The sequence below is a fragment of the Micromonospora sp. NPDC048935 genome, from assembly GCF_043197875.1.
Classification (GTDB): Bacteria; Actinomycetota; Actinomycetes; order Mycobacteriales; family Micromonosporaceae; genus Micromonospora.
This window is the reverse complement of sequence record NZ_JBICTZ010000004.1, coordinates 410,779-429,226: the sequence shown is the minus strand read 5'-3', so window position 1 is coordinate 429,226 and position 18,448 is coordinate 410,779. Positions and strand designations below refer to the sequence as shown.

The 18,448-nt window shown below is 67.4% G+C and carries 20 protein-coding genes; 14 read left to right on the top strand and 6 right to left on the bottom strand.

Going from position 1 to position 18,448, the window contains the following annotated elements:
* The first annotated feature begins 208 nt into the window (after positions 1-208).
* Positions 209-664 carry a hypothetical protein gene (locus ACGFIW_RS15255; protein WP_393315051.1) on the top strand — a complete coding sequence of 152 codons (456 nt, stop codon included), beginning with the start codon at positions 209-211 and terminating at the stop codon, positions 662-664.
* 556 nt (positions 665-1,220) lie between these two features.
* On the opposite strand, the gene ACGFIW_RS15250 is transcribed toward ACGFIW_RS15255, so the two are convergent.
* Entirely contained in the window at positions 1,221-2,894 is a 1,674-nt protein-coding gene (locus ACGFIW_RS15250; RefSeq protein ID WP_393315047.1) for a hypothetical protein, read from the bottom strand.
* A 962-nt stretch (positions 2,895-3,856) separates the two neighbouring features.
* Here ACGFIW_RS15250 and ACGFIW_RS15245 point away from each other — a divergent pair.
* On the top strand, positions 3,857-4,426 hold the full coding sequence (locus ACGFIW_RS15245) for an HD domain-containing protein (protein WP_393315044.1): 570 nt from the start codon (positions 3,857-3,859) through the stop codon (positions 4,424-4,426).
* Here the strand turns inward: ACGFIW_RS15245 and ACGFIW_RS15240 are convergent.
* Both ACGFIW_RS15240 and ACGFIW_RS15235 read right to left on the bottom strand, forming a co-directional pair.
* Positions 4,399-4,869, bottom strand: coding sequence for an NUDIX hydrolase (locus ACGFIW_RS15240; RefSeq protein ID WP_393315037.1), 471 nt, complete (start codon positions 4,867-4,869; stop codon positions 4,399-4,401). The two genes, ACGFIW_RS15245 and ACGFIW_RS15240, sit on opposite strands and share 28 nt — an antisense overlap.
* Before the next feature lie 26 nt (positions 4,870-4,895).
* On the bottom strand, positions 4,896-5,645 hold the full coding sequence (locus ACGFIW_RS15235) for a helix-turn-helix domain-containing protein (protein WP_393315034.1): 750 nt from the start codon (positions 5,643-5,645) through the stop codon (positions 4,896-4,898).
* 195 nt (positions 5,646-5,840) lie between these two features.
* On the opposite strand from ACGFIW_RS15235, the gene ACGFIW_RS15230 reads away from it, so the two are divergent.
* The 11 genes from ACGFIW_RS15230 (at position 5,841) to ACGFIW_RS15180 (ending at position 15,032) form a co-directional block, all read left to right on the top strand.
* Positions 5,841-6,173, top strand: coding sequence for a hypothetical protein (locus tag ACGFIW_RS15230; RefSeq protein ID WP_393217540.1), 333 nt, complete (start codon positions 5,841-5,843; stop codon positions 6,171-6,173).
* 117 nt (positions 6,174-6,290) lie between these two features.
* A complete protein-coding gene (locus tag ACGFIW_RS15225; protein ID WP_393315031.1) occupies positions 6,291-7,226 on the top strand; it encodes a hypothetical protein in 936 nt (311 codons plus the stop codon).
* A gap of 110 nt (positions 7,227-7,336) precedes the next feature.
* A complete protein-coding gene (locus ACGFIW_RS15220) occupies positions 7,337-8,290 on the top strand; it encodes an FtsK/SpoIIIE domain-containing protein (protein WP_393315028.1) in 954 nt (317 codons plus the stop codon).
* Positions 8,291-8,481: 191 nt separating this feature from the next.
* On the top strand, positions 8,482-9,000 hold the full coding sequence (locus ACGFIW_RS15215) for a hypothetical protein (RefSeq protein ID WP_393315025.1): 519 nt from the start codon (positions 8,482-8,484) through the stop codon (positions 8,998-9,000).
* Positions 8,997-9,719: a diguanylate cyclase domain-containing protein gene (locus tag ACGFIW_RS15210; protein WP_393315022.1), complete on the top strand. Its 723-nt coding sequence runs from the start codon at positions 8,997-8,999 to the stop codon at positions 9,717-9,719. Before ACGFIW_RS15215 ends, ACGFIW_RS15210 begins: the two co-directional genes overlap by 4 nt.
* Before the next feature lie 764 nt (positions 9,720-10,483).
* The gene (locus ACGFIW_RS15205) at positions 10,484-10,831 is read left to right on the top strand and encodes an RRQRL motif-containing zinc-binding protein (protein ID WP_393315319.1); all 348 of its coding nucleotides are present in this window, start codon (positions 10,484-10,486) and stop codon (positions 10,829-10,831) included.
* Positions 10,828-11,718 (top strand): DUF2637 domain-containing protein, encoded by an 891-nt coding sequence (locus ACGFIW_RS15200; protein WP_393315019.1) that lies wholly within the window; start codon positions 10,828-10,830, stop codon positions 11,716-11,718. Before ACGFIW_RS15205 ends, ACGFIW_RS15200 begins: the two co-directional genes overlap by 4 nt.
* Complete coding sequence (locus tag ACGFIW_RS15195; protein ID WP_393315016.1) at positions 11,715-13,304, top strand: replication initiator; 1,590 nt, start codon at positions 11,715-11,717, stop codon at positions 13,302-13,304. The genes ACGFIW_RS15200 and ACGFIW_RS15195 overlap by 4 nt, the downstream gene beginning before the upstream one ends.
* Before the next feature lie 87 nt (positions 13,305-13,391).
* On the top strand, positions 13,392-13,598 hold the full coding sequence (locus ACGFIW_RS15190) for a hypothetical protein (protein WP_393315013.1): 207 nt from the start codon (positions 13,392-13,394) through the stop codon (positions 13,596-13,598).
* Complete coding sequence (locus tag ACGFIW_RS15185; RefSeq protein WP_393315010.1) at positions 13,595-13,789, top strand: helix-turn-helix domain-containing protein; 195 nt, start codon at positions 13,595-13,597, stop codon at positions 13,787-13,789. The genes ACGFIW_RS15190 and ACGFIW_RS15185 overlap by 4 nt, the downstream gene beginning before the upstream one ends.
* 1 nt (position 13,790) lies before the next feature.
* Positions 13,791-15,032: a tyrosine-type recombinase/integrase gene (locus ACGFIW_RS15180; RefSeq protein ID WP_393315007.1), complete on the top strand. Its 1,242-nt coding sequence runs from the start codon at positions 13,791-13,793 to the stop codon at positions 15,030-15,032.
* A gap of 57 nt (positions 15,033-15,089) precedes the next feature.
* Here the strand turns inward: ACGFIW_RS15180 and ACGFIW_RS15175 are convergent, their stop codons facing one another.
* The 3 genes from ACGFIW_RS15175 to ACGFIW_RS15165 all read right to left on the bottom strand — a co-directional run bounded on the left by ACGFIW_RS15175 (position 15,090) and on the right by ACGFIW_RS15165 (position 16,730).
* Positions 15,090-15,344: a Smr/MutS family protein gene (locus ACGFIW_RS15175; protein ID WP_007465523.1), complete on the bottom strand. Its 255-nt coding sequence runs from the start codon at positions 15,342-15,344 to the stop codon at positions 15,090-15,092.
* A gap of 157 nt (positions 15,345-15,501) precedes the next feature.
* On the bottom strand, positions 15,502-15,870 hold the full coding sequence (locus tag ACGFIW_RS15170) for a M48 family metallopeptidase (protein WP_184178902.1): 369 nt from the start codon (positions 15,868-15,870) through the stop codon (positions 15,502-15,504).
* A gap of 89 nt (positions 15,871-15,959) precedes the next feature.
* The gene (locus tag ACGFIW_RS15165) at positions 15,960-16,730 is read right to left on the bottom strand and encodes an ROK family protein (RefSeq protein WP_393315004.1); all 771 of its coding nucleotides are present in this window, start codon (positions 16,728-16,730) and stop codon (positions 15,960-15,962) included.
* Between the two features lie 62 nt (positions 16,731-16,792).
* Here ACGFIW_RS15165 and ACGFIW_RS15160 point away from each other — a divergent pair, with 62 nt between their 5' ends.
* Positions 16,793-18,430: an ABC-F family ATP-binding cassette domain-containing protein gene (locus ACGFIW_RS15160; RefSeq protein WP_393315001.1), complete on the top strand. Its 1,638-nt coding sequence runs from the start codon at positions 16,793-16,795 to the stop codon at positions 18,428-18,430.
* Positions 18,431-18,448 lie beyond the last annotated feature (18 nt).

Genomic DNA, 18,448 nt, shown 5'->3' with positions numbered 1-18,448 from the left:
TACTTCCAGCGGTATTGATCTAGGCCGGAGAGGTAGTCGATCAAACCGGACGACTCCACCCCTGAGCTGCTGCCGCACCTCGCATGGATGGTCAGCGATGGTCATCACTAGGTCTCGTTCGACGGCCTGGAGACGGCATGATCTTGCGGCAGGCGGCGAGGCTCACGACCGACCGTCACGGACTCCGCGTTGCTGGCATGATCGCGCGATGGGGATTCTCTGTGACTACTTCTCAGCTCCCACCGATGAGGCCGCCGCCGAGGTGATCGACGTCCTAGGCGGTCCCCGCGTTGCGTCAGATCCGGGCTTCGACGTTGTCGAGCTGAAGGGGATCCAGCCCTTCGTGCAGCTCGGGAAGCTGGAAGAGCTATTGACCGGCATCGACTACGACGCCGTGACGGAGAATCCGAGGTGGGTTCACGACGTCGCCGTCCGTGATGACGGCGAACTACTGGTCGTCTCGCTGACTGACGAGGTCCAGGCCGCGCTGGCTGGTGCTTCGGAGAGCCAGCTCCGCGAGGCAGCGGTGCCCTGGTCACAGATCGAGGAGTTCTGGGGGCATGCGGAGCCGTCCGACCTGGCCGAGGTTCTGATCGAGTTGGCGGGCCTGGCACGCAGAGCGACAGAACGCAACGAGAGAATGTACTGCTGGGTCTGTCTCTGATCTATCTGGTCGGCGATTGAAACCTGGGTGGCCTCCAAGCCCGATCCGTGTCCCCGCCCTACCGGCCATCCCGTCAGCCTTCGTCCGCACTTCGTGGAGTGGGTGGGGCCTGCCTGGCCAAGGTGGAGCACCCCACTGTCTGAACGACCTTGGCCAGGCAGGCCCCATCTGCTCGGCTGAGCCCGGACGAAGGTTGTCGGGATGGCATCAACCATCCCAGAGCGCCCGAGCGCCCCGCCGGAGGCACTGTCTGTGTCTCGACCAAACCGAAGCCCCGGATCTGCCATCGATCATGGCGGCCCGGGGCTTCTTCGTATGTCGCGCCGCCGGCGGGCTATCACCGATCGCGCCGTGGCCGCAGGCCTAAGGCGCGAGCGGCGGGCCATCGGCCCGGCCCAGGTTCGGCGGCGCGAGCGGTCCGCGAAGCGGGCCGCCTTGATCTCGTACAGAAAGTTCTCACACCACATCTTGCCCACAGCCTGTGATCCGTCAACTGACGTTCGGCAAGCCTCCCTCCGTCGACTGATCACAACAGCGCCTCACCACCTGGGCGCACCTACCGGACGAGCCGTTTTTCAGGACCGTCAAGGCCCGGGAAACCCCAGCCCGTAATCTTGAGTGGCTCATCGTCCCGGCCAGCCCGTTGGCCAGGCATAAAAGCGCGGAACGGCTCACCGTCTGCCGGCCGAATCTTCATGGCTCTTCCTGCCCCGCGACCCGCTTCAAGTTCCGCCAGCAGGTCCAACCGATCTGTGATCTCGGTCTTTGTATGAAAATATGTGACCGGGCCTAGGTCTAGATGCATGCCGAGAATCTCCAAACGGACATCAGCGGTGACGCGTATGACCGACGTCTCTCGGCTGAGCAGGCATCGAAGAGTTTCGTCTACCGATCCGTTCAAGGTCGCCGTGTAGGCGACCACCGTCCGCATCGCCACGCAATGCCCCTCGATGAGTAGCCGAGCAATCCTGAGGTCGATGCGATCTGCGGCCGATATCTCGTCTGGGATAGGAAAGTAGGTTCGGCAGTGGCGCTGGACGACGTCCAGGTCGTCTGCCAGCATCTCCGTGATTCGAAGCAAGCGGCGGTCCTCGTCGTCGACCGCAGGTGGGGTGTCGCGGTTAAAGGTGCCGAGTCGCTGTCCGTCGAACTCAAACTCTATCGAGGCGCTGTCTTGCAGGCTGCGGTACAGCGCGATCGTTTGCAGCACAGTCGCAGGCATGGCACGGGTGAACCTGAAGCTCCCATCCATATGACTCTGGTGGTCGTTGCCGATGAGCATTTGAATGGTGGCAGTGTCTTCGAACCTCAACGTCAGCGAGTTGCCGAGATCGCCCCTCCCGACCCGCACCAAAGTGCCCTGAAACGAGGCGGTTGGCTTGCCATCGCCGGCAAGCGCAGTCAGTCGCGCTGTCACTTCATGGTCCGTCGGCACCTCAGCCGGAACCGCTTCAATCTCCAGGTGACCAGTCGGCGCGGGCAACCAAGGTGGCCCGGTGTAGGTGAGGTTGCGCGTGACCTCAGGCGGAAGAGTCAGTCGCTCAGCGGTACCGAACCCTATAACCCGTCGTAGGACCGGTCGCAGGTCGGCGTGCTCAGGCCCCAGCGCATCGCCACTGACCCTCAAGGTGATCGGCGAGACGACATGGGCATGCGGGTGCTTCGCCTGGATCCTGTGCACAACCTCGTCCCCATCCATCACCGTCCTAACGGCCCAGTGGGGGTCCAGTGTGTCCGCGACGCGCGTAAGTGCTCGGGTTCGTGCGGTCAGATCGGCTAGCCCACCTGCGAGGACCGCTCGCTCCTGCTGAAAAATCTGCGCGGCTTCCCGAAGCTGATCCCTGTTGAAGTAGTCCACAAGGTCGGCATTCCTCGCGAACCAGTTGTCAAGCTCGACCCTCCCCAGAATCCGAATCTTGAGATTGGGCTGGCCCGTACCAAGCTCGTGGACGAATCGCTCCTCGCCAGGAGTCGGGTTTGTTGGGATTACTAATGTCCACTCATCGGGTTGGTGCGCCATGGCTTCGCGGAACGAGTTGGCGATCTGCCTACGCTGGGTTCGACGTTCGGCTCCGAAGCCGTCCCGGAAATACTTGAGCTGAAAGATGCGCAGGCGTTGCCCCTGTCGGACGACGACGTCACGGCCGCCGTCGCCACCTCGGCCGTCGTAAACCCGCACTTCGTCGCCCGGTCCGCTGTATAGCCGAAAAAGCAGAGCCTCGATCCGCACGTCAAATTCCGGCTGATTCAGGTGATCCCAGTTAATAGAAATGGTTCCTCCTAATCGCCTTCCTGCCGTCTTCTCACGTCCACCAGAACGGCATCAATGGTAGTGATCGTTGCGCCTCAGCGCTTGGGCTCCACCTGCACAGATAGCTTGTCCGCCCACGAGCGCGGGGCCATACCTTCGGCGTGGGCAGTGGGATCTCGAAGTTGACGCCCCAACCGGATTTCGACCCAGCGCCAGTCGGAAGCGGCTAAGTGGATATTGATTCGCTCCAATCTCGCAGCCGATTAGCTAAGGCGATGACCGCATCGTGAGCGCCCGTCAGGTAGTACGGATCTCCGCCGATTGACGCGTAGAAATGATCTGTCGGGGGACGGAAGGTGCTATGCGACCGTGTCACAGCAACCGCTCTAGACCCTCCCAATGACCCCGGTGCAATCATCGTTATTAAAAGGCCTTCCGATGTAAGGGTTTGCCAAGAGATGCCCCCGAATGGGCCATGTCCAGTGGCCGCGATCTGGGGAATCCTCTCATCCAAGTGCTCGAAGTGATGTCGCGCTGGCTCGTATTTGCTGACCTCTGCTTCGAATGCCCGCTTCGCCAATCGAACCTCTGGTGTACCAGGAAGCCTTTTCACTACAAGACGAAGTCGCTGCACTGTACCGACGAACGCGATGACATCGCTTACGAGTGACAATTGAAAGCCTTCTGGCACCTCGCGGCCCCGCATCGCTGCCTCATAGTCGGTTGCAGCAGACAGCATCCGTCTATAGAACAGGTCGACGGCGGGAGTCAGGACCTCTACGGCATCCAGGAAGAGGGTCTGCTGTCGCTCCAAACCCGAGGGGCGCGACGGAAAGATTCGCTCCATGCGGTGAAGGTACTGGAGGAGGGTGACAGGTTGCTATAGGCAGGTCGCACTTTCGTCGCTAGCGGCAACCTGGCGCCAGCCGTACGATCGCCTCGTGATTACACTACCCGACCGCGCCGCCAAGCTATCGGAGCGCGAACTTGCTGCCCAACTTCCCAGACGCTGGCGGCACGTCCAAGCGGTCGCAGCGAAGGCGGCAAGACTCGCACCTCTGACGTCGGGCGATGATGACCTCCTGGTTGCCGCAGCGTGGCTTCATGACATCGGGTATGCACCGCAGATCGTAGACACTGGCTTTCACGCGCTCGATGGAGCTCGTTGGTTGCTTCGACGGGGGTTCAACCCGCGCCTGGCCGCCCTAGTTGCACATCACTCCTGTGCGTCCTATGAGGCGACCGAAAGAGGGCTGGGCGAAGTACTGACAGCCGAGTTTCCACTGGAGATTTCCGATACCTCTGATGCCCTTTGGTATGCGGATATGACAACAGGGCCCGACGGCCAAGATTTGGACGTGAGGAGCAGACTCGCGGAAATCCGCAGACGCTACGGCCCGGATCATCTCGTAACAAGATTCTGGGACAGAGCCGAAGCTCCGCTGCTTGAGGTGGTGGAACGGGTGCAAGAACGATTGGCGCGTTATCCAATGAAGGGCTCTGGCAACTGACGGAAGCCGCAGTCGATCCGTAGCCGCATCGACGGGTGGATCGAGAGCCCATCCAGATCGTCTTGTGCCACCCATCGCACCGCCGAAGACTCATCGCTGGTCGTGGGCTCACCGCCGATATACCGGCATCGGAAGCAAATTGAAAACTGCTGCCGTACCTCGCCGTCGCTGTACTCCACGACGTGGTTCGGGTTGGTGTAGATCCCGACCACACCGGTGACCTTGACCTCGACGCCGGTCTCTTCTCGTGTTTCCCGGACGGCTGTCTCGGCGATGTACTCGCCGAAGTCCTGGGCGCCTCCGGGTAGCGCCCACAGGCCGTTGTCGGTCCGCTGGATGAGCAGCACCCGCTCCTGCTCGTCCTGAACGAAGACAGTCACTGCGACGACGATGCTGTTCGGCTTAGGGGCGTTCGGGTTGTTGAGGTGCTCGATCCGGGCCATGTTCTCAGCCTCTCACCGCCTGCGGCTCAATGCTCAGGCCACACGGCCCGCTTCTGCCCGAGGACTCGGTTGAAGCTGGCGACGTAACTGTCAAACAAGTCCCCGCCGCCGAGGCGTCGCAGGTGCAGCACCGGCGCATAGGCGGCTGGCGTGCCGTAGAGGTGGGTGTTGACCAGCATCTCGTCGTCGAAGCGGTAGATGGAGTTGTAGAGGATGGTGTCGTGGTAGTAGATCCCAACGTTGTCCAGGTCCCGTAGGTCTTTATAGAAGGCCAACGCGTTCAGGATCTTGTTGGACATGGCTGGACCGATGCCCTCGTCGTCGCCACGCTCGGCGATGTGCTCGCCCTCCGGGTCGCCGAATAGCAGCTCCACCTGGACCCCGGCCAGCGCCTTCTCTCGGAGAGTCGGGACCCAGCGGTGGTTGAACTCAGGCAGGAACAATCCGCCGTAGACGAGGACGCCGACCTGTCGAGTGGCTTGCTCCAGGAGCCGCTGCCAGAGGTCGGTGGGGACGGCTCCGCGGCGCGGGTAGATGTGGACGACCTCTGACTGGCTGACCTGCACGGCTCGCTGCGTTGGCAGGGCGTCCGGCCAGAGGTACGACTCGCTCTCGTCGAGCAGCTCGGCGATGGTGTGGCGATAGCGCGGGTACGGGTTGCGGGTCTGCGTCACCCACCGCTCAACTGTCTTCGGGTCAACACCCAGCCTCTCGGCCAGCATCGCCGAGGTCAGACCCTTTTTGAGCAACCCGTTGCGAAGGCGATCGTTCGGCATCACGTCTCCTGCCCATCGGCTGTCGGGACAACTTGGGGGACGACTTAGCTTAGCAAGGACGTCCCTACTCGTCCATGCCTGGTGGTGAACTCGTCACTACCGATCGACGGAACCTGATTGCACAAGAGCTGCCGTCCAGAGAGGACGCAACTGGCCCGCCGTAAGGGCTCAGCTCACGAGATGAAGGAGTCAGTCATGGGACGTCTGTTGCTGGACACCTCGCGGGTGTCGTACGAGGTCGCGGTGAACCCGGTTCCGAAGCTGGACCAGACGGGTCAGCAGAAGTTTGACCGGGAGTCGAAGCAGCCGATGTGGGCGGTGCAGCTCTACGCCCTGTCGGAGGGAAGCGCGGAGGTCATCAACGTGACGGTGGTCAGCCCGGTGATGCCGGCGGTGGCTGTTCGTCAGCCGGTGGTGCCGATGGACCTGGAGGCGCTGCCCTGGGTCAACGACCGGGACGGGAAGGTCCGCTCGGGTGTGGCGTTCCGGGCTTCGGCTTTGACCGCGATGGAGACCGCCGCCGTCTAGCGGCCGGTGTTCCTGTTCGGCTCCACAAGGAGAGGTGGACACGGGGTCGCCGTTGATTGGCGTCGTCTGCGACCCCGCGTCCTGTCCAACAAGGTCCCTAGGTAGGGAGGACTTGTCGTGTCCAAGTCTAGCCAGAGGTCCCCGTTCGGCTGGTCGAACCGTGGGGGCACCAACGTCACTGTCATCGAAGCGCCGGTTGCCCGCTCGTACCGTCGTCGGGCCACCATCGCGTTCTGGGTCACCCTCGGTGTGGTCGGCCTCCTGGCCGCCATGGTGGCCTCTGAGTACATGCACCCGATCCTGGGTGGGCTGCTCGGCGTCGTCCTCGGCGCTGTCCTCGGCGCGGTGGTCTTCGCGCTGATCGTGGCGTGGCCGGTCCTGCGCGTCTTCTGGCACTGGCTGCTAGAGATCCTGCTCGGCCTGGCCGTCGTCTACGGCTGGACCACGTTGATGCAGTCGACCCCGCTGTGGGGTTCGCTGCTCGTCGTCGCCCTGGTCGTCGGCGTCCCCGCCGCGATCGCACCTGTGCGCCGTCGGGTCATGTCGTGGATCTGGTGCCTGATCGTGCGGCACCGGCTGCGGTTGTGCTTCGCGGCGTTCATCGCCACCAACCGGCACGGCTCGCTGCCACTGATCCTGCTCGCCAAGCCGACCCCGGCCGGTGAACGAGTCTGGGTGTGGCTGCGCCCTGGTCTGTCTCTGCGCGATCTGGAGCAGGACGGCCAGGTGCAAAAGCTCGCGGTGGCGTGCTGGGCCAACGAGGTCCGCGTCATGCGCGCCGGCCGCAAGTACGCCGCACTGATTCGCATCGACATCACCCGCCGGGAACCGCTGGCGCACACGGTGGTGTCGCCGCTGCCGGACTACGTCCCCATGGACATCCCGGCCGACGCGCCTACCTCTCCGGGCATGCCGCCTGTCGGTCTGGACCTGCCCGACGTGCCCGACCAGCCGGTCATCGGACCGGCTGACACTCCCCGCCAGCAGCAGCCGCGCAACCCCACCACAAACACCACGAGCCCGACCGGGTTCGACCCCTCCGACTACGCCTAACCACCGGGATGGCGCGGACCGAGCACCCCTGACGGGTCAAGCGTCCGCGCCCTACCCGATCCCCCACTCGCTGTGACACGTACGTGTCAACCGACCCCGGGAGCCCTGCCATGGACCTCACGGACACCATCGAACTGCCCCCGCCCCCGGATGTGCCGCAGACGGTGCCGGTCGGCGCGGGCCTGTCCATCTTCGACCCGGTCTTCCTCGGCATCGACGAGTTCGGCCACCCGGCCTACCTGCCGATGATCTACCGCAACATCCTCATCGGCGGTGAGCCCGGCGCGGGCAAATCGTCGCTGCTGAACACCATCGTTGGTCACGCGGCCCTGTGCCCGGATGTGCGGCTGTGCCTGCTCGACGGCAAGCAGGTCGAACTCGGGCTGTGGAAGGACGCCGCCGACGTGTTCGTCGGCCCGGACATGGACTACGCCATCCGCACCCTGCGCCGGGTGCAGACGGTGATGGACAACCGGTACTCGTTCCTGCTGTCGCACCGCCGCCGGAAGATCGGCCCGAACGATGTGTTCGGTCAGATCCTCGTGGCCTGCGACGAGATCGCCTACTTCTCCGCCACCGCCGGAGACAAGAAGGACCAGGACCTGTTCGCCGCGCTGCTGCGCGACATCGTCGCCCGGGGCCGTGCCGTGGGCATCATCGTGGCCGCCGCGACGCAGCGTCCGTCGTCGGACATCATCCCGCCGTCGCTGCGGGACCTGTTCGCGTGGCGCTTCGCCGGCCGCTGCACCAACGACGTGTCCTCCGACATCGTGCTCGGACACGGCTGGTACGCCCGCGGCTTCTCCTCCAACAGCATCGACCCGAACAACCAGGGCGAGGGCTACCTCATCGCCGAAGGCGGCATCCCCAACCGCGTGAAGGCCGCCTACATGACCGACGCCGACATCATCCGCGTCGCCGACTACGCCACCTGGACCCGCCGCCGCACCGGCCTCGCCGCCCCCGCTGACCTGCGGACAGCCGCACGAGCACCACGACCGCTACCCCGACTCGCGTCCTGGACCTCGTGCTCATCGGGACCGGCGAGGACATCGCTGCACTGACCGCCATCGCCCGCCAGTCGGGCGCCCTGGTCTTCCGCTCCGCACCCGCTCTTGTCAGCGACGGCAGGCAACGGGTGATTCTCCGGCTCCACCTGCACCACCGATAGAAGCGGCCGACAGACCGGCCAAGGCCCTGAGAAAGCTGCCCGGTCTGTCGACCCAACCACCGCCCACGAAAGGACGTGGCCGCCATGAACCCTACCCAAAAACAGCCCACCGCCCTCGGCGCGCTGGCCGATCTGACTCCGGCCGACATCCTGCGTTGCGCCGCCCGCTACCTCGAAATCCGAGGCTGGACCCAGGGCAGCTACTACGACTGCACCACCGAAACCGCGTTCCCGCCGGCCTGCGTGACCGGCGCTATCGGCATGGCTGTTTACGGCGACCGCATGGCCGTCCTGCTCGGCGACAACGCCGATTGCGACAGCACCTTCCGGCACCTGGCCGACTACCTGTGGCGCGACGGCCGCACCCCCGAACACAACTACTACGGCGCGCTGTGCTCCTCCGACCGAGAGATCGTCGCCGACTTCAACGACCACGCCGGGCACACCCTGACCGATGTCCTCGACGTCCTGCGCGACTGCGCCGACGACTACGACTGGACCCACGCCACCGAGGACGACCTCGAAACCTACGCCGAACACGAGTACGACCAGGAACGGCTGCCCACCCGCGCCGGGTTCCTCGTCTGGCGGGCTACCCGATGACGCCCCGCCTGCGTGCCCTGGTCACCGCCAGCGCCATCAGCGCCGCCGCTACCGCCGGCTACCTCACCGCCAGGCACAGCCTGCGGGCTGAACTCGCCACCGTCCGGCACGCCGCCTGTCACGACCCGCTGACCGGCATCCACAACCGGGCCGGCCTGACCGCCGCCGCCGACTCGTTCATCACTACCGCCCACGCCACCGGCCGCCCGGTGGCGGTCGTCCTGGTCGACCTGGTCGGCTTCAAGAAGGTCAACGACACCCACGGCCACGACGCCGGGGACCACATCCTCACCTCCGTCGCCCAACGGCTGACCGGCATCGCCGGCCCCGCCGGCATCTGCGCCCGCCTCGGCGGCGACGAATTCGCCCTCATCACCACCGGCCCCGCCACCCGGCACGACGACGCCGACACCTGGCTGGCCGACTGGCTCACCCACATCCACACCCGCCTGACCACCCCGGTCACCTACCACGGCCGAACCCTGGCCGTCGGCGCGACCCTCGGCGCGGTCCTGGCCCACCCCGGCAACCCCGCCGCCGCATGGCTGCACCACGCCGACCTCGCCATGTACACCGCCCGCGCCACCCGGCGGACCACCGCCGTCTTCACGGACACCACCGACACCGCCGCCGACCTGCGGCCGACCGATCGGCCCCGTGACCTGGCTCGCCCGACCAGTCCCCTCGCCGCCGCCCCAACCACCTGGAGGGCCGCATGACCACCGCCGTCGAGATCACCGACATGACACGTACGTGTCAAAACGACATCTCTACCGCCGCACTCGTCGCCGCCTTGGAAGCCGCCTGGTCGGCCATTCGCGCCCAGCACACCGACGTTCCGGCCGCTGTTCTGGTGGTCGGCTCTGGCTCTCCCACCAAGCCCAGTCAGGGCATGAAGTGGGGCCACTTCGCCGCCCTGCGCTGGCAAGCCGGCGAGCAGCAACTGCCCGAAATCCTCATCTCCGGTGAAGGGCTCTCCCGCGAACCGGAAGCCGTCTTCACCACCCTCCTGCACGAAGCCACCCACGCCCTCGCCGACGTGCGAGGCATCCAAGACACCTCGCGGCAGGGCCGCTGGCACAACAAGAAGTTCGCCACCCTCGCCGCCGAACTCGGCCTGTCCACGACCAAGGACGACAAGCTCGGCTACTCGCCCTGCACCCTGACCGACCTCACCCGCGCCCGCTACAAGGCCACCATCACCGGCCTGACTGAGGCGCTGCGCTTCTACCGCCACCCCGAACCGACCGGGGAAGGCAAAACCCGCACAAACAACAACAACGGCGTCTCCTGCGAGTGCGAATGCCCCCGCAAGCTGCGCATCTCCACCACCGCCTTCGAGGAAGGCGCGATCGTCTGCGCGGTCTGCCAGGCGGCGTTCCTGCCCGAGGACATCGACCGCGACACCTACGAACACCCCACCTTCGCCACCGGCACCCCTGCCGGCGACGACGACCAGGACCAGGCCGACTCGGAGGACCCGATGGTCTTTTACGACCCGACCGGCGAGCGCTACGGCCTGCCGACCTACCCCTTCAAATTCGCCCCCGACGGGCTCCTGACCCGCCGGCAACTCCGCACCCGCAACCTGCGCCCCGGCGGCCAAGACCCCGCCGCGCAAATCATGTGGCGTCGCGGAAAGCGCGTCGCCTACCTCTTCCGCCTCGACCTCGCGATGCCCAAACGCACCGCCACCCCCGCCCAACGAGCGGCCATCGACAAGGCGCTCACCGCCCGGCGCACCTGCCCCGACTGCGGCCAGGTCAAGCCCTACTACATCCCCCGCCGCACGAACGCGTGCCTCGACTGCACCCCTGAGGTGACCCCATGACCTCGACGAACCTTCGTCCTACCCGCTGGGCCTACCTTGGCCTGGTCCTCGGCGGACTCGTGTCCGTCGCCGCGAACATCGCTCATTCGTTCATCGCCCCCAAGGGCGCACCGCAGGACTGGACCCCTGAGCCCGGCGCGGTTGTCTCCGCGATCGTCTGGCCGCTGTTCCTGTTCATCGCCATCGAAATCCTTGCCCGCACCCCGTGGCCTTCGGGCTGGGGCTGGGACGTCCTGCGCTGGGTCGGCATGCCGCCCGTCGCCCTGGTCGCCGCGTTCGTGTCCTACCAACACCTGTCCGGACTCCTGCGTCACTACGACGAAGGAACCCTCGTCATCTGGTTCGGTCCCATCGCCGTCGATGGCCTGATGCTCATGGCCACCGCCGCCCTACTCGCCGCCAAACACACCAACACCCGGCCCACTGAAACCGTCCCGGCACCTGCGCCGGCCACCCTCGCCGAGGCGTCGTCACCCGACATCCCCGCCTCGCCGACGGTCCGCCCGGCCGCCGCGACCCCGGCCGCCAACCCCACACCCGAGATCACCGCACCTGTCCACGAACCCATCCCCCTGCCCACCTCTGGCGAGGACACCGACACCCCGACGACGGTCGAGCCCACCCCGGACACCACCGAGAAGGACCCGTCACCGGCACCTACCGCGCCGGCGGCAACTGCTGGCCCCGCGCCGGCGCTGCTCTCCGGAGCTCGGATCGTCGCCAGCGCCCACGAGAAAGCCCACGGTGAACCGATCACCCCCGGCCAACTCGCGGTGCGACTGCGCGTCCCCACCCACACGGCCGCCGACATCCTGACGGCCCTCAACACCCAACCGACCATCAACGACAAGACCCACAACGGCACCGCTGTGCGAGCCACCGCGTGACGTCCTCGACGCTGCCTCTCGCGCCCGAAACCACCACGGTTTCGGGCACGGGAGCCTCCGCTGAGTCCGCCGCCTACTGGCCCTGGGCTACCCCCACCACCGGCCCCCGCAACCCCGCCGCCGACGGGTGGGTACGCGGCCACGACCCCCGCACCGTCGCCTCCGGCCGCGCCCGCGCCCAAGACCCCGACTACCCCGAATGGCTCGGCCACGTCCGCGCGGCCTCAGCGTGCAAGCACCCGATCCGCCTCGCCGGGCAGATCCACGTCAACGACGCCGACGGCAACCGCATGGCCACCATCGACACCGAAGACATGCCCGACGGCGCGATCTACACCCCCTGCGGCAACCGCCGCGCCAACGTCTGCCCGTCCTGCGCCGAGCTGTACCGCCGCGACACCTACCACCTCATCAAAGCCGGCCTCCAAGGCGACCGATGGGGACTACCCCCGCTCAACGAACACATCGCCATCTTCCTCACCGCCACCGCCCCATCCTTCGGGCCGGTGCACCACCGGGTCGTCAAGGTGCACTCCGCGGACTGCCGCAAGAAGGACGGCTGCACCTGCCGCGCCTCGGTCTGCCACCCGTTCGGCCGGACCTGCCCCCACGGCGTCGAGCTGCGCTGCGGGCAGCGCCACAAGGCCGCCGACGCCCACCTCGGGCAGCCGTTGTGCCTGGACTGCTACGACCACACCGGCCAGGTCGTCTGGAACCACGAAGCACCCGAGCTGTGGCGCCGCACCATCCAACAAGCCGACCGAGAACTACGCCGCCTCGGCCGCACCCACGGCGTAGACCTGCGCCGCCGCTACATCAAGGTCTACGAATTCCAGGTACGAGGCGTCATCCACTACCACGCCCTGATCCGCCTCGACGGCTACAACCCCGACTGCCCCGAAGCCATCGTCCCGCCGCCGGCCGCCATCACCCGGGACATGTTCGAGGCTGCCGTCCGGGCCGCGTTCGTAAAGACCTCCTACACCTCCGCGCCGCACCCCGCCAACGGTCGGCAGGGCTGGCACATCGCGTGGGGCGACAAGGGCCTGGACCTCAAGCACGTCAACGCACCCGGCCACGAGGTCAACCTCGCCCAGATCACCGGCTACATCGCCAAGTACGTCACCAAGAGCACCGAAGTAACCGGCCTGAGCCTGCGCCGCGTCGACGACCTCTCCGTCGAAATCCACGGCGACCCGGGCACCCACCTCGGCCGGCTCATCCGCGCCTGCTGGGACCTCGGGGAGGACCCCCACTACGCGCGGCTGCGGCGGTGGGCACACCAGTTCGGCTACGGCGGACACATCGCCACCAAGAGCCGCGCCTTCTCCGTCACCCTCGGCTTCCTCCGTATGCAGCGCACCATCTGGCGACGCACCGAAGGCCACCCCCACACCTGGGACGACGAGCAGACCGAGCGCGTCATCTACGAACTCGGCTACCAAGCCACCGGCTGGATCACCACCGGCGACGCCCTGCTCGCCAACACCGCCGCCGCCATGGCCCGCGCACAACACCTCGCCGGCATCGACGCCCTGGCCGACGAACTCACCGCCGCTCGCGCGGTCCAACCCCTGGCCGCTTGACACGTACGTGTCAACGCCCGCGAACCCGTTCCTTGACAACTCCACAGCGCACGCAACACCCCACCCACCCGACCTGGAAGGAGCGCCATGCCCACACGGCCCCGCCCTCTGGTCACGGTCCGACTCATCGGCCCGACCGCCACCGTCACCGCCCACGCCGCGACCATCGCGGCCCAACTCACCGCCCACTACGGCCGCGACCGGGTCACCTGCCGCACCAGCACCCGACCCGCCGGCTACAGCGGCGAAAGCCGCACCTACATCACCATCACGCGAAAGGAGCAGCCCCAATGACCGCATCATCTACGCCCGAACCGCTCTGGGAAATCGAAGATGTCTCCGCTTACCTGCGGGTGCCAGTGCAGACGCTCTACCAGTGGCGCAAGCGCAGGTACGGCCCACCCGCCGCCCGAGTCGGCCGGCACCTGCGCTACGACCCCGCCTCCGTGCGCGCCTGGTTCACCGACCAGTCCACGGCGGCCTGACGTGGCCCACATCGTTGACCGCTGGTACAAGACAGTCACCGGACCGGACGGAAAGTCACGGCAGGAACCAAAGCCAGAGTGCGGGCAGGGAATGCGCTACCGCGTCCGGTACCTCGCCCCGGACGGGAAAGAGAAATCGCAGTCGTTCCCCGACAAGAAGAAGCGCGACGCACAGGCGTTCCTTGCCAACGTCCAGGCCGACATCCTCAAGGGCACCTACGTCGACCCTGACGCCGGCCGCATGACCTTCAAGCAGTACGCCGACGAATGGCTTGCTGCCGCGACCACTGATGTCCTCACCCGCGACCGCATCGAATACGAACTTCGCCTGCACGTATACCCGATTATCGGGCAAAGGCCGATCGCGTCCATTCAGCCGACGACGATCCGGGAGTGGGCGCGGAAGATCCAGGAGAAAGGACTTTCGGTCGGTTACCGCCGGGTCCTCTTCACCGATGTCTCGATGATTCTCAACGCAGCGGTAGACGACAAGAAGATCGTCAGCAACCCGTTCGCGGTCAAGAGCATCCGCCGGCCGACGCCCGCTCCAACCAAGGTGGTGCCGTGGTCGGTCGCCCGGTTGACAGCATTCAGGGAAAACGTCCGGCCCCGGTACCGGGTGGCGGTGGACCTGGGCGCGGGTTGCGGCCTGCGGCAGGGTGAGATCTTCGCGGTCAGCCCTGGGGATCTCGACCCGACCCGTCCGGTCCTGCACATCACTCGGCAGATCAAACTCGTTCGCGGCTCGCTGATCTTCGCGCCGCCGAAGGGCGGCAAGTCCCGCGAGGTCCCGTTACCGGACTCGGTAGCAGACCGACTCAAGCAACACACGCGAGACGGCCCGCCGGTCCCGGTGACCCTGCCGTGGGAGACGCTGACCGGCGAGCCGCGAACCGTCGAGCTGTACCTGACGACACCCGCCGGTCTGGCGCTGTCGCGCTCGATGTTCAACTCCGGTGTCTGGAAGCCCGCGATCAGGGCGACCGGCATCCCAGATGACCGACACAACGGGATGCACGTTCTGCGGCACACCTACGCCTCGGTCCTCCTGGACGCAGGGGAGAGCATCAAGGCTCTGTCGGCCTACCTGGGCCACGCGGACCCGGGCTTCACCCTCCGCACCTACACCCACCTACTGCCGGCCAGCGAGGATCGCACCCGCCGGGCCATCGACAAGGCGCTCGGTGGAGATCAGCCCGGCGCAGACGCTCCGCAAGCCCTTGACGGCCTGGACACGGCATGATCATGGTTCAGCGGCCCTGCAAGCACCCCGATACGCAGGTCAGAGCCCATGTCGTCGCTACTTCCAGCGGAAGTGGACGAAGAGGCGGCCGAAGTTCTTCGAGTCCTTTTCCACCCGGTGGTAGAGCTGCTTGACGTCCTTCTGGTCGAGGAACCGCAGCACCCGCTTCTTGAGCTGGCCCGACCCCTTGCCGGGGATGATCTCGACGAGGGTGGCCTTCTTCGCCACCGCCTCGTCCATGATCCCGCGCAGCGCGCGGTCGATGTCCTGCCCCTTGTTGAAGATCTCGTGCAGGTCCAGCTTGAGCTTCATGCCGCGGCCTCCGCCCGGTCAGGTCCCATGCCCGCCATCCTAGGCACGCCCGGCAGCCCACCCGCCGGACGGAAGAGCCCACCCGCCGGACGACGAGCCGGACGACGAAGGGGCGGTCCCGCAGGACCGCCCCTTCCACCACGTCACCGGTCCACCCTCAGCGCGTGCCACCCACCCGGGTTTCCACCCGCTCCAGCGCGGTCCGGTAGTCGTCGTTCGTCGCGTACATCGCGGCGGCGATCCGCAGGTGCCGCAGCGCGTCGGTGTGTCGGTTCAGCCGTTCCAGCGTCCGACCGAGCACGTGGTGCGCGTAGTGGTCGCTCGGGTCCCGGTCGACCAGCTCGCGCAGGTGCTCCTCGGCCCGGTTGAGCTGGGCCGACTGGAAGTACGCCCGGGCCAGCAACTGCCGGACCGCCGCGTTGCCGGGTTCGGCGGCGACGATCGGCTCCAGCAGTCGGGCCGCTCCGCTAGGGTCACCGGTTTCGAAGAACATGGTCGCCCGCCGGTAGTCCGCCAGAAGATCCATCTGCCCACCTCCTCGGGTCGCACCGTCACCTGTTCCGACGCTGGCACAACACCGGCCGTTTGGCGACTGTTCCCGGGGCCACAAAAGGGTCAGGCGCGGGCGTCCCGGCGTCCGGCGAAAAGCTCCCAGGCGCGGACACCGCCGACGATCCCGGCCGTGTTCGGCACCACCACCACGTCGTCGCCCATCCGGGCCAGTTGCTCGGGCCGGATCAGCCGGGAGTTGCCCCCGCCCAGATAGAGCCGGTCCCAGCGGAACACCGGGCGGAGCCCGTCCACCACCTGCCGGATCCGCCGGGACCAGAAGGCGTCGCCGAGCCGCCGCCGTTCCGGCTCACCCACGTACGTGTCGTAGGTGGTGCCCCAGCGCACCGGCGCGTGCGACAGCTCCAGGTGCGGCGCGAGCACCCCACCGTCGTAGAGCGCGCTGCCCAGCCCCGTCCCCAGGGTCAGCACCAGCTCGCAGCCGGTGCCGGCGACAACCCCGGCCCCGTGCACCTCGGCGTCGTTGAGCACCAGCGCCGGCACCCCGAACGCCTCCGCGAGCGCGCCGCGCGCGTCCCAGCCGGACCACTCGGCGAGCAGATCCGGGTCGACCCGGCTGCGCGGGCCGCTGCGGGTCACGTAGTGCGGTGTGGCCACCACCACCCCGTGCCGGATCATTCCGGGTACGCCGACGGTCAGCCGGTCCGCCGTCGGCAGGCGCCCGCCCAGATCCAGCAGGGTCCGGACGAAGAGCGCAGGCGGCAACGGGTACGGGGTCGGTACCCGCAACGGTCGGGCCCGCATCGTCCCCGCCTCGTCGAGCACGGACGCCTTGATGCCCCCGCCGCCACAGTCGATCGCCAGTGTGGTCACCACGCCGTTGAGTCTGCCCGCTGTCGTCGGCTCGTATGCCAGCAGCCGGATAGGCTGCCGTCCTGATGAGCGCCACGATGATCGTCAAGGACCTGGCCGCCGGGCACGGCGACCGCCCACTCTTCTCCGGGCTGGACCTGGTGGTCGCCCCCGGTGACGTGATCGGCCTGGTCGGGCCGAACGGGGCCGGCAAGTCGACGCTGCTGCGTACCCTCGCCGGGTTGTTGCCGGTCGAGGCCGGCAGCGTGCGACTCAGCCCGCCCACCGCGAGCGTCGGGCACCTGCCGCAGGAGCCGGAACGGCGACCGGGCGAGACGGTGCGGGACTTCCTGGCCCGCCGGACCGGGGTGACCGCCGCGCAGGCGGCGTTGGACGCGGCGACCGAGGCGCTGACCGCCGGGGCGGTGGGCGCCGACGACGCGTACGCCGACGCGCTGGAGCGCTGGCTCGCCCTCGGCGGCGCGGACCTGGACGAACGCGCCGAGCAGGTGAGTGCGGACCTGGGGCTCGCGGTCGACCTGGACCACCCGACGACCGGTTTGTCCGGCGGTCAGGCGGCCCGTGCCGGGCTGGCCTCGCTGCTGCTCAGCCGCTACGACGTGTTCCTGCTCGACGAGCCGACGAACGACCTGGACCTGGCCGGTCTGGAGCGGTTGGAGGAGTTCGTGACCGGGCTGCGGGCCGGCACGGTGCTGGTCAGCCACGACCGGGAGTTCCTCCTCCGCACGGTGACCCGGGTGCTGGAGCTGGACCTGCCCCAGCAGCAGGTGCACCACTACGGCGGCGGCTACGCGGCCTACCTGGAGGAGCGCGAGGTCGCGCGCCGGCACGCCCGCGCCGACTTCGAGGAGTACGCCGACACGAAGGCCGGGCTGGAGGCACGCGCCCGCACGCAGCGCGGGTGGATGGAGAAGGGCGTGAAGAACGCCCGGCGAAAGGCCACCGACAACGACAAGATCGGCCGCAAGTTCCGCAGCGAGGCGAGCGAGAAGCAGGCCGCCAAGGCCAAGCAGACCGAACGGCTGATCGAACGCCTCGACGTGGTCGAGGAGCCCCGCAAGGAGTGGGAGCTGCGGATGGAAATCGCCGCCGCGCCCCGCGCCGGCGCCGTCGTGGCCACGCTGCGCTCCGCGGTGGTACGCCGAGGCGGGTTCACCCTCGGGCCGGTCGACCTCCAGATCGACTGGGCGGACCGGGTCGCGGTGACCGGGGCGAACGGCTCGGGCAAGTCCACCCTGCTGGCCGCGCTGCTCGGGCGACTCCCGCTGGACTCCGGCACCGCCTCGCTCGGGCCCGGGGTGGTGGTCGGTGAGGTGGACCAGGCCCGAGGGCTGTTCCTCGGCGACGCGCCGTTGATCGACGCGTTCCACGCGGCCGTACCCCACATGTCGCCAGCGGACGCGCGGACCCTGCTGGCAAAGTTCGGGTTGCGTGCGGCGCACGTGCCGCGACCGGCCGCCACCCTGTCCCCCGGTGAACGGACCCGGGCGGCGCTGGCGCTGCTCCAGGGCCGCGGGGTCAACCTGCTGGTGCTCGACGAGCCCACCAACCACCTGGACCTGCCCGCCATCGAGCAGCTCGAATCGGCGCTGGCCAGCTATCCCGGGACGCTGCTGCTCGTCACCCACGACCGTCGGATGCTGGCCGCCATCGAGACCAACCGGCGACTGCGGGTCGACGGCGGGCGGATCGCCGAAGATTGATCCGTGCCAGCGGGGCGG

What these genes read in the sequence shown, in the direction of transcription:
- ACGFIW_RS15255 (WP_393315051.1), top strand. Translation starts at nt 209, where the DNA reads ATGGGGATTCTCTGTGACTACTTCTCAGCTCCCACCGATGAGGCCGCC.
- ACGFIW_RS15240 (WP_393315037.1), bottom strand. Translation starts at nt 4,869, where the DNA reads ATGGCCCGGATCGAGCACCTCAACAACCCGAACGCCCCTAAGCCGAAC.
- ACGFIW_RS15235 (WP_393315034.1), bottom strand. Translation starts at nt 5,645, where the DNA reads ATGCCGAACGATCGCCTTCGCAACGGGTTGCTCAAAAAGGGTCTGACC.
- ACGFIW_RS15230 (WP_393217540.1), top strand. Translation starts at nt 5,841, where the DNA reads ATGGGACGTCTGTTGCTGGACACCTCGCGGGTGTCGTACGAGGTCGCG.
- ACGFIW_RS15220 (WP_393315028.1), top strand. Translation starts at nt 7,337, where the DNA reads ATGGACCTCACGGACACCATCGAACTGCCCCCGCCCCCGGATGTGCCG.
- ACGFIW_RS15215 (WP_393315025.1), top strand. Translation starts at nt 8,482, where the DNA reads ATGAACCCTACCCAAAAACAGCCCACCGCCCTCGGCGCGCTGGCCGAT.
- ACGFIW_RS15210 (WP_393315022.1), top strand. Translation starts at nt 8,997, where the DNA reads ATGACGCCCCGCCTGCGTGCCCTGGTCACCGCCAGCGCCATCAGCGCC.
- ACGFIW_RS15205 (WP_393315319.1), top strand. Translation starts at nt 10,484, where the DNA reads ATGGTCTTTTACGACCCGACCGGCGAGCGCTACGGCCTGCCGACCTAC.
- ACGFIW_RS15200 (WP_393315019.1), top strand. Translation starts at nt 10,828, where the DNA reads ATGACCTCGACGAACCTTCGTCCTACCCGCTGGGCCTACCTTGGCCTG.
- ACGFIW_RS15190 (WP_393315013.1), top strand. Translation starts at nt 13,392, where the DNA reads ATGCCCACACGGCCCCGCCCTCTGGTCACGGTCCGACTCATCGGCCCG.
- ACGFIW_RS15185 (WP_393315010.1), top strand. Translation starts at nt 13,595, where the DNA reads ATGACCGCATCATCTACGCCCGAACCGCTCTGGGAAATCGAAGATGTC.
- ACGFIW_RS15175 (WP_007465523.1), bottom strand. Translation starts at nt 15,344, where the DNA reads ATGAAGCTCAAGCTGGACCTGCACGAGATCTTCAACAAGGGGCAGGAC.
- ACGFIW_RS15170 (WP_184178902.1), bottom strand. Translation starts at nt 15,870, where the DNA reads ATGGATCTTCTGGCGGACTACCGGCGGGCGACCATGTTCTTCGAAACC.
- ACGFIW_RS15160 (WP_393315001.1), top strand. Translation starts at nt 16,793, where the DNA reads ATGAGCGCCACGATGATCGTCAAGGACCTGGCCGCCGGGCACGGCGAC.